Source organism: Enterobacter sp., assembly GCF_977039595.1.
In genome coordinates this window covers 11,400-27,945 of sequence record NZ_CDRQYH010000022.1, presented here as the reverse complement: position 1 = coordinate 27,945, position 16,546 = coordinate 11,400, and the positions used below count along the sequence as shown (strand labels likewise).

General features: G+C 55.4%; 14 protein-coding genes. 11 read left to right on the top strand and 3 right to left on the bottom strand.

Translation table 11 applies throughout. The features are described from left to right. Positions 1 to 225 precede the first annotated feature (225 nt). A complete protein-coding gene (aas, locus tag ACWYRJ_RS09220; protein WP_455507766.1) occupies positions 226 to 2,385 on the top strand; it encodes a bifunctional acyl-ACP--phospholipid O-acyltransferase/long-chain-fatty-acid--ACP ligase in 2,160 nt (719 codons plus the stop codon). After that, positions 2,378 to 3,571, top strand: a complete 1,194-nt coding sequence (gene lplT, locus ACWYRJ_RS09215) for a lysophospholipid transporter LplT (RefSeq protein ID WP_111966085.1) — start codon at positions 2,378 to 2,380, stop codon at positions 3,569 to 3,571. Before aas ends, lplT begins: the two co-directional genes overlap by 8 nt. A 91-nt stretch (positions 3,572 to 3,662) precedes the next feature. Here lplT and ACWYRJ_RS09210 read toward each other — a convergent pair whose 3' ends face one another. The 3 genes from ACWYRJ_RS09210 to mutH all read right to left on the bottom strand — a co-directional run bounded on the left by ACWYRJ_RS09210 (position 3,663) and on the right by mutH (position 5,874). Next, positions 3,663 to 4,703, bottom strand: a complete 1,041-nt coding sequence (locus ACWYRJ_RS09210) for an NADP(H)-dependent aldo-keto reductase (protein WP_115876203.1) — start codon at positions 4,701 to 4,703, stop codon at positions 3,663 to 3,665. A 131-nt stretch (positions 4,704 to 4,834) separates the two neighbouring features. Then, positions 4,835 to 5,032, bottom strand: coding sequence for a YgdI/YgdR family lipoprotein (locus ACWYRJ_RS09205; protein WP_455507765.1), 198 nt, complete (start codon positions 5,030 to 5,032; stop codon positions 4,835 to 4,837). A 149-nt stretch (positions 5,033 to 5,181) separates the two neighbouring features. Beyond that, on the bottom strand, positions 5,182 to 5,874 hold the full coding sequence (gene mutH / locus ACWYRJ_RS09200; protein ID WP_455507764.1) for a DNA mismatch repair endonuclease MutH: 693 nt from the start codon (positions 5,872 to 5,874) through the stop codon (positions 5,182 to 5,184). 683 nt (positions 5,875 to 6,557) lie between these two features. On the opposite strand from mutH, the gene rppH reads away from it, so the two are divergent. From rppH to recC, 9 genes are all read left to right on the top strand, one after another. Then, positions 6,558 to 7,088 (top strand): RNA pyrophosphohydrolase, encoded by a 531-nt coding sequence (gene rppH, locus ACWYRJ_RS09195; RefSeq protein WP_013098553.1) that lies wholly within the window; start codon positions 6,558 to 6,560, stop codon positions 7,086 to 7,088. Between the two features lie 12 nt (positions 7,089 to 7,100). Then, entirely contained in the window at positions 7,101 to 9,347 is a 2,247-nt protein-coding gene (gene ptsP / locus ACWYRJ_RS09190) for a phosphoenolpyruvate--protein phosphotransferase (protein ID WP_249576998.1), read from the top strand. A 194-nt stretch (positions 9,348 to 9,541) separates the two neighbouring features. Continuing rightward, on the top strand, positions 9,542 to 10,417 hold the full coding sequence (lgt, locus tag ACWYRJ_RS09185; protein WP_023309046.1) for a prolipoprotein diacylglyceryl transferase: 876 nt from the start codon (positions 9,542 to 9,544) through the stop codon (positions 10,415 to 10,417). A 6-nt stretch (positions 10,418 to 10,423) separates the two neighbouring features. Next, the gene (gene thyA / locus ACWYRJ_RS09180) at positions 10,424 to 11,218 is read left to right on the top strand and encodes a thymidylate synthase (protein WP_111966081.1); all 795 of its coding nucleotides are present in this window, start codon (positions 10,424 to 10,426) and stop codon (positions 11,216 to 11,218) included. A gap of 184 nt (positions 11,219 to 11,402) precedes the next feature. After that, entirely contained in the window at positions 11,403 to 11,867 is a 465-nt protein-coding gene (locus tag ACWYRJ_RS09175; RefSeq protein WP_111966104.1) for a prepilin peptidase-dependent protein, read from the top strand. Then, complete coding sequence (locus ACWYRJ_RS09170) at positions 11,858 to 12,418, top strand: prepilin peptidase-dependent protein (RefSeq protein WP_455507763.1); 561 nt, start codon at positions 11,858 to 11,860, stop codon at positions 12,416 to 12,418. Before ACWYRJ_RS09175 ends, ACWYRJ_RS09170 begins: the two co-directional genes overlap by 10 nt. After that, entirely contained in the window at positions 12,415 to 12,816 is a 402-nt protein-coding gene (locus ACWYRJ_RS09165; RefSeq protein WP_455507762.1) for a DUF2509 family protein, read from the top strand. The genes ACWYRJ_RS09170 and ACWYRJ_RS09165 overlap by 4 nt, the downstream gene beginning before the upstream one ends. Further along, the gene (locus ACWYRJ_RS09160; RefSeq protein WP_133295081.1) at positions 12,801 to 13,124 is read left to right on the top strand and encodes a prepilin-type N-terminal cleavage/methylation domain-containing protein; all 324 of its coding nucleotides are present in this window, start codon (positions 12,801 to 12,803) and stop codon (positions 13,122 to 13,124) included. The genes ACWYRJ_RS09165 and ACWYRJ_RS09160 overlap by 16 nt, the downstream gene beginning before the upstream one ends. Positions 13,125 to 13,136: 12 nt before the next feature. After that, positions 13,137 to 16,511, top strand: coding sequence for an exodeoxyribonuclease V subunit gamma (gene recC / locus ACWYRJ_RS09155; RefSeq protein ID WP_455507761.1), 3,375 nt, complete (start codon positions 13,137 to 13,139; stop codon positions 16,509 to 16,511). The last annotated feature ends 35 nt before the right edge of the window (positions 16,512 to 16,546 follow it).

Below are 16,546 nucleotides of genomic sequence, written 5' to 3'. Positions count from 1 at the left end.
TTGTCCGATGGCGAGGATGTTAATGAGATTGATACAGTTGAGATCCCAGAGGTATTGATTGGTGAGAATTCTTAGTACGGTTTCGTACTCATCTCTTGCACCAACCTGCGCGGATGCGCAGGTTTTTTTTCGCCTCCACTTTTGCTGTCGCTCCCGTATCACTTCTCGTGTAATCTGCCACCATTTACTATCAACCCTCCACACTGGCTGGCAAAGGGAGTTGAGATGCTATTTGGGTTCTTCCGTACACTGTTCCGTATTCTTTTTCGCATCCACGTCACTGGCGATGCCCAGGCGCTTCGCGGCGAACGCGTTCTTATCACACCAAATCATGTTTCCTTTATAGACGGTATCCTGCTGGCGCTGTTTTTACCCGTGCGCCCGGTGTTTGCAGTCTATACCTCTATCAGCCAGCAGTGGTACATGCGCTGGCTCACGCCGCTGATTGATTTTGTGCCGCTCGACCCGACCAAGCCGATGATGATTAAGCATCTGGTGCGTCTGGTTGAGCAGGGGCGTCCGGTGGTTATTTTCCCTGAAGGGCGTATTTCAGTGACCGGTTCGCTGATGAAAATCTACGACGGCGCGGGGTTTGTTGCAGCGAAATCAAAAGCGACCGTGGTGCCGCTGCGCATTGAAGGCGCGGAGCTAACCCATTTCAGCCGCCTGAAGGGGCTGGTGAAGCAGCGTCTGTTCCCTAAAATAACCCTGCATATTCTGCCGCCAACGTCGTTACCGATGCCAGAAGCGCCGCGTGCCCGCGATCGCCGTAAAATCGCCGGGGAAATGCTGCACCAGATTATGATGGAAGCGCGCATGGCCGTGCGCCCGCGCGAAACGCTGTACGAATCTCTGCTATCCGCGCAGTACCGCTATGGCGCGAAGAAAAACTGTATCGAAGACATCAACTTTACCCCGGACACCTATCGCAAACTGCTGACCAAAACCCTGTTTGTGGGCCGCATTCTGGAGAAGTACAGCAAAAAAGGCGAAAAAATTGGCCTGATGCTGCCTAACGCGGGCATCAGCGCGGCGGTGATTTTCGGTGCGGTTTCCCGGGGCCGTATCCCGGCAATGATGAACTACACGGCGGGCGTGAAGGGGTTGACCAGCGCCATCACCGCAGCCCAGATTAATACCGTCTTTACCTCCCGACAGTTCCTGGACAAAGGCAAGCTCTGGCACCTTCCCGAGCAGCTCACCCAGGTGCGCTGGGTCTTCCTGGAGGATCTGAAAGCGGACGTGACCAGCGGCGACAAGCTGTGGATTTTTGCGCATCTTCTGATACCACGTCTGGCCCAGGTCAAACAGCAGCCGGAAGATGACGCGATTATCCTCTTCACGTCGGGATCGGAGGGCAACCCGAAAGGCGTCGTCCACAGCCACAAGAGCATTCTGGCGAACGTTGAGCAGATCAAAAGCATTGCCGACTTTACCGCGAATGACCGCTTTATGTCGGCGCTGCCGCTTTTCCACTCCTTTGGCCTGACGGTGGGGCTGTTCACGCCGCTCCTGACCGGCGCAGAAGTGTTCCTCTACCCGAGCCCGCTGCATTACCGCATTGTGCCGGAGCTGGTCTATGACCGTAACTGCACCGTCCTGTTCGGAACCTCAACCTTCCTGGGCAACTATGCGCGTTTCGCCAATCCGTATGACTTCTATCGCGTGCGGTATGTGGTGGCCGGTGCGGAAAAACTGCAGGAGAGCACGCGCCAGATCTGGCAGGACAAGTTTGGCCTGCGCATTCTTGAAGGCTATGGCGTTACCGAGTGTGCGCCCGTGGTCTCGATTAACGTGCCGATGGCGGCGAAACCGGGTACGGTTGGCCGAATCCTGCCGGGAATGGATGCGCGTCTGCTGGCGGTGCCGGGCATTGAGGACGGTGGCCGTCTGCAGCTGAAAGGGCCAAACGTGATGAACGGTTATCTGCGCGTGGAAAACCCGGGCGTGCTGGAAGCGCCGACGGCGGAAAACGTCAACGGCGAGGTTGAAACCGGCTGGTACGACACCGGGGATATCGTCCGTTTCGATGAGCAGGGCTTTGTACAGATTCAGGGACGCGCGAAACGCTTCGCTAAAATCGCTGGTGAAATGGTCTCTCTGGAAATGGTCGAACAGCTGGCAACGGCCGTGTCTGTGGATAAGATGCATGCTACGGTGGTGAAGAGTGATGCCAGCAAAGGCGAGGCGCTGGTGCTGTTTACGACCGACGCTGAACTTAAGCGCGACAGGTTACTGAGCTATGCGCGTGAACACGGTATCCCTGAACTGGCCGTGCCGCGCGACATTCGCTACCTGAAGCAGCTCCCGGTGCTGGGTAGCGGGAAGCCCGATTTCGTGACCCTGAAAGGCATGGTTGAAGAGGCGGAACAGCAAAATGCGTGAGTCAGTACACACTAACACCTCACTGCGTTCAAAAGGCATGATGGCGGTCATTGCCGCGCAGTTCCTCTCTGCGTTCGGTGATAATGCGCTGTTGTTCGCCACGCTGGCGCTGCTGAAAGCCGAGTTTTACCCCGACTGGAGTCAGCCGATCCTGCAGATGGTGTTTGTGGGCGCTTACATTATTTTTGCTCCGTTCGTAGGGCAGGTAGCGGACAGTTTCCCGAAAGGCCGGGTGATGATGTTTGCCAACGGTCTCAAGCTGCTGGGTGCCGCCAGCATTTGCTTTGGCTTCAATCCGTTTATTGGCTACACGCTGGTGGGCATTGGCGCTGCCGCCTACTCCCCGGCAAAGTATGGCATCCTCGGAGAGCTGACCACGGGCGATAAGCTGGTGAAAGCCAACGGCCTGATGGAGTCGTCAACCATTGCTGCTATTCTGCTCGGATCCGTCGCGGGCGGCGTACTGGCCGACTGGCATGTCCTGGCGGCACTGGGCATCTGCGCGGTGGTGTATGGCGGGGCGGTCGTGGCGAACCTCTTTATTCCGAAGCTGCCAGTGGCTCGCCCGGGGCAATCCTGGCGCTTCAAACCGATGACCGGCAGTTTCTTCAACGCGTGCCGCGTGCTGTGGCGTAACGGGGAAACGCGTTTCTCCCTGATGGGGACCAGTATGTTCTGGGGGGCGGGCGTCACGCTGCGCTTCCTGCTGGTCCTGTGGGTGCCGGTGGCGCTGGGCATTACGGACAATGCGACGCCGACCTATCTTAATGCGATGGTGGCCATCGGCATTGTGGTTGGGGCGGGTGCGGCGGCGAAGCTGGTGACGCTCGAGACGGTCGCACGCTGCATGCCCGCAGGGATCCTGATTGGCGTCGTGGTGCTTATCTTCTCGCTGCAGCATGCGTTATTGCCCGCGTATGTCCTCCTCATCCTGATTGGTATTCTGGGGGGCTTCTTCGTGGTGCCGCTGAACGCGTTGCTGCAGGAACGGGGTAAGCAGACCGTCGGGGCGGGAAATGCTATCGCGGTACAAAACCTGGGTGAAAACCTGGCAATGCTGTTAATGCTGGGGCTCTACTCGCTGGCGGTAAAAGTGGGTGTGCCGGTGGTGGGGATCGGCGTCGGGTTTGGCGGGCTGTTTGCGATTGCGATCGCGGGCTTGTGGATTTGGCAGCGTCGCCGTTGATAAGTGAGGCCTGATGTCCTCACCCCGACCTCTCCCGCAGGGAGAGGGGGCAACCCCTAAAACGGCAACCTGCGTTGCCGTTTTGCTTTTATTACGGTGCCGGGTAAGTGTATACCTGATGCACCGCTTCAATCTCTGCTAACACGTCTTCACTCAGGTTCAGGTGGAAACTCTCAATATTGGTTTTCAGCTGTTCCATCGTGGTCGCGCCCAGCAGGGTGCTGGCAACAAACGGCTGACGACGCACGAAGGCCAGCGCCATCTGTGCAGGGTCAAGACCGTGACGCTTTGCGATATCCACATAGGCAGCAACGGCTTTCTGCGTCTGCTCTCCGCTGTAGCGGGTGAAGCGGCTAAAGAGGGTATTTCGCGCCCCCGCCGGCTTCGCGCCGTTCAGGTATTTCCCCGTCAGCGTGCCGAAGCCGAGACAGGAATAGGCGAGCAGCTCTACCTCTTCATACTGTGTCACTTCGGCCAGACCCACCTCATAGCTGCGGTTAAGCAAGCTGTACGGGTTCTGGATAGTCACAATACGCGGCAGATCGTGCTTATCCGCCAGGTGCAGATAGCGCATGACCCCAAAGGCCGTTTCGTTAGATACGCCAATGTAGCGGATTTTTCCCGCGCGCTGGCACTCGGTCAGCGCTTCCAGCGTTTCCAGCAGCGTCACGGCGGGGGCGCTCTCATTCCAGCTGTATCCGAGCTTGCCAAAGCAGTTGGTTGGTCGCTGCGGCCAGTGCACCTGGTAGAGGTCGAGATAGTCGGTTTGCAGGCGCTTCAGGCTGGCATCCAGAGCGGCGCGGATATTCTTGCGATCGAGGATCTGGTTCGGACGGATCCCGGTATCGTTATTGCGCGCGGGGCCACTGACTTTTGAGGCAATCACCAGCTTTTCACGGTTGCCGCGCTTTGCCAGCCAGTTACCGACGTAAGTTTCGGTAAGTCCCTGCGTTTCAGGGCGTGGCGGAACTGGGTACATTTCTGCAACATCAATCAGGTTAATGCCCTGGCTGACGGCGTAATCGAGTTGTGCATGGGCATCGGCTTCGCTGTTTTGTTCACCAAATGTCATCGTGCCCAACCCCAGTTGGCTTATTTCCAGAGCGCTGTGGGGGATACGGTGATAATGCATAGCCGGCTTCCTCAGTAGACTTATAGACCGCGTCAGGGCGTGCCCGACAAAGGAATATAAACATGGCAGAGGGGAAGCAAAAGGGGAAGAAAAAAATCAAAAAGGCCAGCAAGCGACTGACCTCTCTCTGATTATCGCTCGATGATTTGCGATACTTCGTCGCGATTGATCTGCATTTTATTGCCTTCCTGGTCGCGGTAGCTGACCAGACCTGTATCATCGTCGACTTCGGGTTTGCCATCGGTAAGGATCATTCGACCATCTTTTGTCGCCATGACGTAATCGCTGCTACAGCCCGATACGGCAAACGCTAAACCGACTGCTGACACTAATACTGCCTATTTTTTCATCGTTATCGTCCTCATCTGGCTTGTATCAAATCATAATCTAGTATTAACCCGATATGGCGACTTGAGGAAGCGGTAAAATCTTAAAAAGCAGTCGATTATGTTTGAGAGCTCGCAAAATAAGTAAAAAACTATGTTTTTAACAGGAAATGACGTGCCAGGAGCGCGCCGGTGAAATTTTTTTTGAGATAAAAACCGCGCGGCAACGTCAGTATCGGTTCACCCTGCGCGCCGATTGCCTCGGTAAGTGCTTTACTGTTGGCCGCTTTCGGACGCAGCTGTAACACTTCTCCGTGTCGGGCGGTGATGCGCTCTACCTGCCCAAGCACAATCATGTCCATCAGCTCTTCCCAGTCCAGGCGCAGCTGATGCTCTTCATCCTCGTCCGGGCTCCAGAGCAGCGGTGCGCCAACGCGACGGTCAGCCAGGGGGATCTGACGCTCACCTTCAACCGGTACCCACAACACGCGCTTCAGCTTGTGGTGAACGTGACTGGTTTCCCACGTCACGCCGGTATTGCCGGTTAATGGCGCAACGCAGACAAAAGTGGTCTCAAGCGGCTTGCCCTGGCTGTCTACAGGGATAGTTTTTAACTCCACGCCAAGTGCAGCAAAATCCTGCTCAGGTTTGCTCCCTGCGCTGGCACCCAGCCATAGTTCAAGCAGCATGCCGATCCAGCCTTTATCCCGCTTAAGATCCTTCGGGATCTGAAGCCCTGCCATTGCCGCCAGCTCGCCAAGCGAAAAGCCTGCAAGACGCTGTGCCTGCTGTAGCAACTGGCCCTCGCTGGACGGCGGTGAGAGCAAGGGTGTAAGCGGATGCATGATGGTAACCTTTTGATTAAAAAATAAACGAAGAAATTGTCCCCTGTGGATAGAGTTTAACTATTTCTGTACGAATATTCCATGTACATGATTTATATGTTTTTTTACTGGTTTGAAATCGTTTCACCAGAGTCGTAAAACGGGTTGTTCAAATCTGGTCACTGACAATGAACAGGATCTTACACCATGTTATCCACAGAAAAATGGGATAACTGGGCATAACCCTGACTACTGTTTCAATTTACAGCCTTGACGTGCGAGGAAAATCGAAATTTCAAACAAATTGTGACTAACTTATTGGCACAATCTGTGGATAAAACCGACGCTGTTCGATCTTTCATCAGCACGACGATCCCTGATGAGACGATCGTCACGCTATTCTGTTTTGTGTTCATGAAAATACATTTAACTATATGAAAATAATTGCATTATTGAATTAAGCTAAAAAAGGGGGGACGGCATTGTCTGAGGTTGTTCATCGGTAATTAGACACTTCTTCACAACTATATCCACAGAAAAGGTGAATAAAATTCCTTTTAAGGGCTCTTATCTGTTTATAACTCAGCACTTATTTGTGAGTTATTCAAATGTTATTAGGTTGCAGCCCTGTAAGAGAGTGGTTTACCGCCTCCCTGTAGTGTGAAACAATCATTCATATATAAGGTTTAGTTTGGGGTAGTCCGGTGATTGATGACGATGGCTACCGCCCGAACGTAGGAATAGTAATTTGTAATCGTCAGGGCCAGGTAATGTGGGCCCGGCGATATGGTCAGCACTCCTGGCAGTTCCCGCAAGGCGGGATCAATCCGGGAGAGTCCCCAGAACAAGCGATGTACCGGGAGCTTTTTGAAGAGGTCGGTTTGAGCCGGAAAGATGTTCGCATCCTGGCTTCGACCCGCAACTGGTTGCGTTACAAGTTACCGAAACGTTTGGTGCGTTGGGACACAAAGCCGGTTTGTATCGGCCAGAAACAGAAGTGGTTTCTGTTGCAGTTGGTGGGCAACGATTCAGACATCAATATGCAAACCAGCAGTACGCCGGAGTTCGATGGCTGGCGCTGGGTGAGCTATTGGTATCCTGTTCGTCAGGTCGTGTCATTTAAACGCGATGTTTACCGTAGGGTGATGAAAGAGTTTGCAAGTGTGGTAATGCAGCTTCAGGAGATCCCGCCTAAGCCGCAGAGCGCACCTGCCTGGCGACGTAAAAGAGGTTAAGCTACGCAAATCATGCTCACCCGCTTGCGAGAAATAGTCGAGAAGGTGGCCAGCGCTCCGCGTCTGAACGAGGCGCTGAATATTCTGGTCACCGACATCTGTCTTGCGATGGAGACCGAGGTCTGTTCGGTGTATCTGGCCGACCACGATCGGCGCTGCTATTACCTGATGGCGACCCGTGGTTTGAAGAAGCCACGTGGACGCACCGTAACGCTCGCATTTGATGAGGGTATCGTCGGTCTTGTTGGGCGGCTGGCTGAACCCATCAACCTTGCTGACGCGCAAAAACACCCCAGCTTTAAATACATCCCTTCCGTAAAAGAAGAGCGCTTCCGCGCTTTCCTTGGCGTACCGATTATCCAGCGTCGCCAGCTGCTCGGCGTACTGGTCGTCCAGCAGCGTGAGCTACGTCAGTATGACGAAAGCGAGGAGTCTTTCCTCGTCACGCTGGCCACGCAGATGGCGGCGATCCTCTCCCAGTCTCAGCTTGCCGCGCTCTTTGGCCAGTATCGCCATACGCGCATTCGTGCCCTTCCGGCATCGCCAGGCGTAGCGATTGCTGAAGGCTGGATGGACGCCACGCTGCCGTTAATGGAGCAGGTTTACGAAGCCTCAACGCTTGATGAAGCGCTTGAGCGCGAGCGTCTTACCGCCGCGCTGGAAGAGGCGGCGAATGAATTTCGTCGTTACAGCAAACGTTTTGCCGCAGGTGCGCAAAAAGAGACGGCGGCCATTTTTGACCTCTATTCGCACCTGCTTTCCGATGCGCGTCTGCGTCGTGAGCTTTTTGCTGAAGTGGATAAAGGCTCGGTCGCGGAGTGGGCCGTTAAGAAGGTTATCGAGAAATTTGCCGACCAATTTGCGGCATTGACCGACGGTTACCTGAAAGAGCGGGCTGGAGATCTCCGGGCCCTGGGACAACGTCTGCTGTTCCATCTTGATGACACCATTCAGGGGCCGAATGCCTGGCCTCAACGGTTTGTTCTGGTCGCCGATGAACTGTCGGCAACCACGCTGGCTGAACTGCCGCAGGACAGGCTGGCCGGTGTCGTGGTGCGCGATGGTGCCGCCAATTCACACGCCGCCATTATGGTGCGCGCGCTGGGTATCCCTACCGTTATGGGGGCGGACATTCAGCCGTCGGTACTGCACCGACGTACGCTGGTGGTCGACGGCTATCGCGGTGAGCTGCTGGTCGATCCTGAGCCGGTTCTTCTCCAGGAATACCAGCGACTTATCAGCGAAGAGAATGAATTAAGCAAGCTGGCGGAAGATGACGTTAACCTGCCCGCACAGCTTAAGAGCGGTGAGCGGATCAAAGTCATGCTCAACGCCGGTTTAAGCCCTGAGCATGAAGAAAAGCTTGGCAGCCGCATCGACGGCATTGGCCTATACCGTACTGAAATCCCGTTCATGCTGCAGAGCGGTTTTCCTTCCGAAGAGGAACAGGTGGCGCAGTATCAGGGGATGCTGCAGATGTTTAACGACAAACCTGTCACCCTGCGAACCCTGGATGTCGGGGCGGATAAACAGCTCCCCTACATGCCGATCAGCGAAGAAAACCCGTGCCTGGGCTGGCGTGGGATCCGCATTACGCTCGATCAGCCGGAGATCTTCCTGATCCAGGTGCGTGCGATGCTGCGCGCCAACGCGGCGACGGGCAATCTCAGTATCCTGCTGCCGATGGTCACAAGCATTGATGAGATCGACGAGTCGCGGCGGCTGATCGAACGTGCCGGGCGTGAAGTGGAAGAGATGATCGGCTATGCGATCCCGAAACCGCGGATCGGCGTGATGCTGGAAGTGCCGTCTATGGTCTTTATGCTGCCGCAGCTGGCAAACCGCGTTGATTTTATCTCTGTCGGCACGAACGACCTGACGCAATATATTCTGGCCGTCGACCGCAACAATACCCGCGTTGCCAGTATCTACGACAGCCTGCATCCGGCAATCATTCGCGCGTTAGCGATGATTGCCCGTGAAGCGGAACAGTACGGCATTGATTTACGCCTGTGCGGTGAAATGGCCGGGGACTCCATGTGCGTTGCGATCCTGATTGGTCTGGGATACCGCCATCTGTCGATGAACGGTCGCGCCGTCGCTCGCGTGAAATACCTGCTGCGACATATCGACATCAATGATGCTCGCGAACTGGCAGAACGCAGCCTTGAGGCGCAGCTGGCTGCTGAGGTCCGTCACCAGGTCGCGGCGTTTATGGAACGACGCGGTATGGGCGGCCTGATCCGCGGCGGCCGCTAATCGTCTTTCTCCCTCTCCCGGTGGGAGAGGGCACCAGCGGTGCATAACACCCTATACACATCTTTTACATCTCTGGCGCATCCTCCGCGCCCGCCTTATGCTATGATTCGCAACTTTGGAGCCTCTGCTTACGGCAGAATCGCATTTCTACCGCTGTCCACTTTCAGCGGAATAACAACATCTTGTGGTGACAGATGAACAGTGGTTATCTGCATTTTCCGGAATTTGATCCGGTCATTTTCTCAGTAGGACCTGTTTCGCTTCACTGGTACGGTCTGATGTACCTGGTGGGCTTCATTTTTGCCATGTGGCTCGCTGGCCGTCGCGCCAGTCGTCCGGGCAGCGGCTGGACGAAAAACGAAGTCGAAAACCTGCTCTATGCGGGCTTCCTCGGCGTGTTCCTCGGTGGCCGTATTGGGTACGTGCTGTTCTATAACTTCCCTGTATTCCTGAACGATCCCCTCTACCTGTTCCGCGTCTGGGACGGCGGCATGTCCTTCCACGGCGGCCTGATAGGGGTGATCCTGGTGATGGTGATTTTTGCCAAACGCACCAAACGCAACTTCTTCCAGGTTTCGGATTTTATCGCGCCGCTGATCCCGTTTGGTCTGGGCGCCGGTCGTCTGGGTAACTTTATCAACGGTGAGCTGTGGGGCCGCGTCGACCCGAGCGTGCCTTACACGATGCTCTTCCCGGGCTCCCGCGCGGAAGATATCGCGCTGCTGCCATCACATCCGGAGTGGCAGTCCATTTTCGATACCTACGGCGTTCTGCCGCGCCATATGTCTCAGCTGTACGAGCTGGCGCTGGAAGGCGTGGTGCTGTTTATCATTCTCAACCTGTTTATCCGCAAACCGCGTCCGATGGGCGCTGTCTCCGGCCTGTTCCTTATTGGCTACGGCGCATTCCGTATTATCGTCGAGTTCTTCCGTCAGCCTGACGCACAGTTTACCGGCGAATGGGTACAGTACATCAGCATGGGGCAGATCCTCTCCATACCGATGATTGTCGCGGGTGCCATTATGATGATTTGGGCGTATCGTCGTCGTCCACAGCAACAAATTTCCTGAGGAACCATGAAACAGTATCTTGAATTGATGAAAAAAGTGCTCGATGAGGGCACGCCGAAAAACGACCGCACCGGCACCGGTACGCTATCCATTTTTGGCCACCAGATGCGCTTCAACCTGCAAGAAGGCTTCCCTCTGGTGACGACAAAGCGCTGCCACCTGCGCTCGATCATTCATGAACTGCTCTGGTTCCTGCAAGGCGATACCAACATAGCGTATCTGCACGAAAATAACGTCTCAATCTGGGACGAATGGGCAGATGAAAATGGCAACCTGGGCCCGGTTTACGGCAAGCAGTGGCGCGCATGGCCAACGCCTGATGGCCGCCATATTGACCAGATCACCACCGTGATGAACCAGCTGAAAAACGATCCGGACTCGCGCCGCATCATCGTTTCCGCCTGGAACGTCGGCGAGCTGGATAAAATGGCGCTGGCACCGTGCCATGCGTTCTTCCAGTTCTATGTGGCGGATGGGAAGCTCTCCTGCCAGCTCTACCAGCGCTCCTGTGACGTGTTCCTCGGCCTGCCGTTTAACATTGCCAGCTATGCGCTGTTGGTCCACATGATGGCGCAGCAGTGCGATCTGGAAGTGGGTGATTTTGTCTGGACCGGAGGGGATACCCATCTTTACAGCAACCATATGGAACAGACGCATCTCCAGCTGACGCGCGAACCGCGTGCGCTGCCGAAGCTGGTTATCAAGCGCAAACCGGCATCAATCTTCGATTACCGCTTTGATGATTTCGAAATTGAGGGCTACGACCCACATCCGGGCATCAAAGCGCCCGTCGCTATCTGATGCGATAAAGCGTGACACAACCGGTGCCGTTTAGCGCCGGTTTTTTTTCGCCTATATCCCGTTTCCCGAAGCGCTATCCAGAAAGCGTGCAACGCGCTGCAACTCTTCCAATTCTCCGGATAACGCCTCGTAAGACGATATTTCGATGCTCGTCATGTTCACGGCGCTTCGCCACACTCCCGGTATGAAAAAAGAGAACGGTTTTACGCTTATCGAAACGCTGGTCGCCATATCGCTTGTCGTTATTCTTAGCGCCTCAGGGCTGTACGGATGGGACAGCTGGCAGCGGCAGCAGCGGCTGTGGCAAACCGCCAGTCAGGTGCGAGATTACCTGCTTTTTCTACGCAATCATGCCAACCGCTACAACCGCGACCATCAAATTACCCATCAGCGGGTGGGAGGCCGGGACTGTCTGGTGAGCTCTGCCGCCCAAGGCTGTGAGAAGGGCAGCCCCTTTGTGCTGATACCACTCTGGCCTGAAGTCGCGATCGGCGAGGTAACGCCGTCGCTCGCGTTCTATGGATTAAGGGATACGGCGTGGGCAGGGCGGATACGCGTTCAAAGCCGTGCAGGAGAGTGGTTGATTATTGTCTCAAATGGAGGACGCATCAGGATGTGTAAGGTCATTGGGGGAGGTTCATGTCGATGAGGCAGCGTGGTTTCTCGCTGACTGAAGTTCTGATTGCTACGGCGATTAGCAGCCTTTTGCTGATAAGCGCATCGCGATTTTTACCCGGCTTGCAGCGAGCGGTCTTAGTGCAATCTGGCCAGAGAGAACTAGAGGAAGAGGTCTGGCATCATCTGTTTTCCGTGGGCAAACAGCTTCAGCGTGCGGGGTACTGCGCGGGAAACTGTCAGGGACAGGCGCTGGTGACCGCGAGGCTTGGAAGTTGCGTCATTGTGCGGTCGGACGCCAACAGTAACGGCAACTGGGATAACAGCGCATCAGAAAATGACATCACCGGTTTTCGTCTGGAGTCGGGGGCGCTGGAAACCCTGCGTGGAGCAGCCTCATGTGAAGGAAAAGGATGGGAAAAGCTTACTGACCCGAGCAGGCTTACGATCGCGCATTTTGTGGTAAGAACAGTGGAGCATGCCGGTTTTGCGCCAGAGGTGAATATCGAAATGGCGGCGATTCGCAAAGGCGAGAAGGGGGAGCCCTGGCAGGTGTTGTATACGGTCACGGGATACAACCTGTGAATCGTCAACGCGGCATATCTTCGCTGGCGCTGGTTCTGCTTTTACTGGTGCTCGGGACACTGATCCTCACGGGTCTCAATCAGCAGCTCATAACGTTTAGCGCGCTCGTTGGCGGCGAGAGCCGCTCGCTTCAGCAGCAGGCGACGGTACAGTCAGCGCTTGAGTGGGGACGGGTTCAGAGCTGGTCGTCAGAGCCCCAGATTCAGTGCAAAAAGACACCTGCGTGGCGAGTGTGTTTGCGCCAGCTGAGTGAGGGGCGCGCGTTACTGATTGCCGGAGATAGTGGCCTGTTGCTCTGGCGCGCAGCAGAGATTGCCGACGGGGAAGTTCGCTTTTTGCCTCACGGCTGGAGTGATTTTTGTCCCCTTAAGGAGAGCGCGTTATGCCAGCTGCCGTGAGCAAAGAAAAAGGGTTTAGCATGGTGGAAGTCCTGCTGGCGATGATGCTGCTGGTGATCGTCGTGACGGCTTTGTCGGGTTATCACCGGGCGCTGGCGGCGCGGTTTACCCTGTTTAACCAGTATCGCCAGCTCTGGCACCATGCCTGGAATCAGTCTCAGCTCTCAACAAATGTTCTCCCTGCAGGCTGGCAGGCCAGTCGGGGGCAGACAACGCACGCAGGATGTGTCAGCATCACGGTTACACTTATTTCTCCTCTGGGGCGGCGCGGTGAGTTAACGCGTCTGCATTGCCCGGTTAGCCAGTAGTCGGGAGCGTCTATGTTAAGGGTCTACCACTCAAATCGTCTGGATGTGCTGGAAGCGCTGATGGAGTTTATCGTTGAGCGCGAGCGGCTTGACGATCCTTTTGAGCCTGAAATGGTGCTGGTGCAGAGCACCGGTATGGCACAGTGGCTGCAAATGTCGCTTTCCCGTAAATTTGGCATAGCCGCAAATATTGATTTCCCGCTGCCCGCGAGCTTTATCTGGGAGATGTTTGTGCGCGTGTTGCCGGACATCCCGGAGCAGAGCGCCTTCAACAAGCAGGCCATGAGCTGGAAGCTCATGGCGCTGCTGCCGGAAATGCTGCAGCATGATGAATTCGCCATGCTGCGCCACTACCTCAATGACGATACCGACAAACGCAAGCTGTTCCAGCTGGCGTCGCGTACCGCCGATCTCTACGACCAATACCTTGTTTACCGTTCTGACTGGTTAATTCGTTGGGAAGCGGGCGAGCTGGTTGAAGGTCTGCCGGAGGCGCAAATATGGCAGGCCCCGCTGTGGAAAGCGCTGGTAGAACATACGGAGAAACTTGGGCAGCCTAAGTGGCACCGTGCCAACCTGTACGATCGGTTTATCTCGATACTTGAAAATACGTCGGAGCGACCACCCCGACTGCCGTCACGCGTTTTTATCTGCGGAATATCCGCATTACCCCCTGTCTATCTAAAGGCGTTGAATGCGCTGGGTAAACATATTGATATTCATATTTTGTTCACCAACCCTTGCCGACAGTATTGGGGGGATATCCTCGATGAACGCTGGCTTGCGCGTCTGGTAACTCGCCAACGAAAGTGTCTTTTTGAAGAACGGTCCGTCCCGCTGTTTAAGGACGGCTCGACTGCCGGGCAGCTTTTTGACGAAGATGGTATCCAGAACTTGCCCAATCCGCTGCTTGCCTCATGGGGGAAGCTGGGGCGTGACTACATTCACATGCTTTCAGACATCACTTCCTCAGGCGAAGGTGACGTGGATGCCTTTGTCGAGATCGCTCCGGACAGCCTGCTGCATAATATTCAGTTAGATATTCTGGATCTGGAAAACCGTGCCGTCATGGGCGTGACGGCGAACGAGTTCGAACGCAGCGACAGCAAGCGTAAGCTGGACGCTGACGATCGCAGCATCACGATCCATGTTTGCCATAGCCCTCAGCGTGAGGTCGAAGTGCTTCACGACCAGCTGCTGGCGATGCTGCAGGACGATCCCGAACTGACGCCACGTGATATCGTGGTAATGGTGGCGGATATCGACAGCTACAGTCCCTTTATTCAGGCCGTCTTTGGCAGCGCGACGGGCGAGCGATATCTTCCTTATGCTATTTCTGACCGTCGTGCCCGTCAGTCGCATCCGGCATTGCAGGCGTTTATCACTTTACTCTCACTGCCGGATAGCCGCTTTATCTCCGAAGATGTCCTGGCGTTACTGGATGTTCCCGTTCTGTCTGCACGCTTCAACATCAATGAAGAGGGGCTTCGCTACCTTCGCCAGTGGGTGAATGAGTCTGGCGTTCGCTGGGGGATCGATGACGATAACGTTCAGGAGTTCGAACTTCCTCCAACCGGGCAGCACACCTGGCGATTTGGCCTGACGCGTATGCTGCTGGGCTATGCCATGGAGAGCAGTCAGGGCGAGTGGAATGAGGTGCTGCCTTACGATGAGTCCAGCGGGTTAATTGCTGAACTGGTGGGGCATTTAGCGTCACTTTTAATGCAGCTTAACCGCTGGCGACACGAGCTGCTGCAGCCGCGTCCACTTGAAGAATGGCTCCCGGTTTGCAGAGCGTTGCTTAATGATTTCTTCCTGCCGGACAATGACACCGAAGCGGCGATGGCGCTCATTGAAACGCAGTGGCAGGCTATCATCGACGAAGGCGTCAATTCCCACTATCAGGAGTCCATTCCGCTGTCGCTGTTGAGGGATGAGTTGACGCAGCGGCTTGACCAGGAGCGAATCAGCCAGCGTTTCCTGGCAGGCCCCATCAATATTTGCACCCTGATGCCAATGCGTTCTATCCCGTTTAAAGTGGTCTGTTTACTTGGCATGAACGACGGCGTTTATCCTCGCGCGCTCGCGCCGTTGGGGTTCGATTTGATGAGCGCAAATCCAAAACGGGGCGACCGTAGCCGCCGTGATGATGACCGCTATCTCTTCCTTGAGGCGCTTATTTCCGCCCAGAGTAAGCTCTATATCAGCTATATCGGCCGTTCGATTCAGGACAACAGCGAGCGTTTCCCCTCCGTTCTGGTGCAGGAACTGGTGGATTATATCGGTCAGAGCCACTACCTGCCGGGAGATGAAGAGCGCAACTGCGATGAAAGCGAGAAGAGGGTGAAAGACCATATCACCTGTTTCCACAGCCGCATGCCGTTTGACCCGGTGAACTACACGGCCAGCGAGCGCCAGAGCTATGCGCAGGAGTGGCTGCCGGCGGCGAAAAAAGAGGGGAATGCGCATACCGATTTTATTCAGGAACTTGACCCGCGCCCTGTCGACACCCTGACCTTCGAGCAGCTTCAGCGGTTTTGGGCGCATCCGGTGCGCGCTTTCTTCCAGCAGCGACTACAGGTTAACTTCCGTTCTGAAGAGAGTGAAATTCCTGATGCAGAGCCGTTTACGCTGGAAGGTCTGGAGCGCTACCAGTTAAACCTGCAGCTGTTGAATGCGCTGGTTGAAGAGGAAGATGCTGAAAAACTTTACCGCCGCTACCGCGCTGCGGGACAGTTGCCTTATGGGGCGTTCGGGGAGATCGTCTGGGAGGCGCAGTGTCAGGAGATGACCGCCCTGGCAGAGCGCGTAAGAGCGTGCCGACAGCCAGGGAATAGTATTGAAATCGATCTCAACTGCAACGGGGTACAGCTCACGGGCTGGTTAACCCAGGTTCAGCAGGATGGGCTGCTTCGCTGGCGGCCTTCAATGCTTAGCGTTTCACAGGGTTTGCAACTCTGGCTGGAACATCTTGTCTACAGTGCGGGTGGGCATAAAGGCGAAAGCCGCATTTTCGTGCGCAAAGAGGGCGAATGGCGCTTCCCGCCGATGGAAGCCGAGCAGGCGTTAGGGTATCTCTCTTTGTACATTGATGGCTACCGCCAGGGAATGAACAAACCCCTCCTGCTACTGCCGGAAAGTGGCGGCGCCTGGATAAAAGCCTGTTATGACGCGCAGAATGATGCGATGTTAACGGATGAGGCTTCGCTGCAGAAAGCCCGCAGTAAGTTTATGCAGGCCTACGAAGGTAACATGATGGTGCGTGGCGAAGGTGAAGATGTCTGGTATCAGCGCTTATGGCGAACGCTTGAGCCAGAGTACCTGGAGGCTATCACGGAAGAGGCGCAGCGCTACCTGCTGCCGTTGTTTAAATTTAATCAGTCCTGAGAGCTGTATAAAAATTGCGCAGCTAAGGGTGTTCA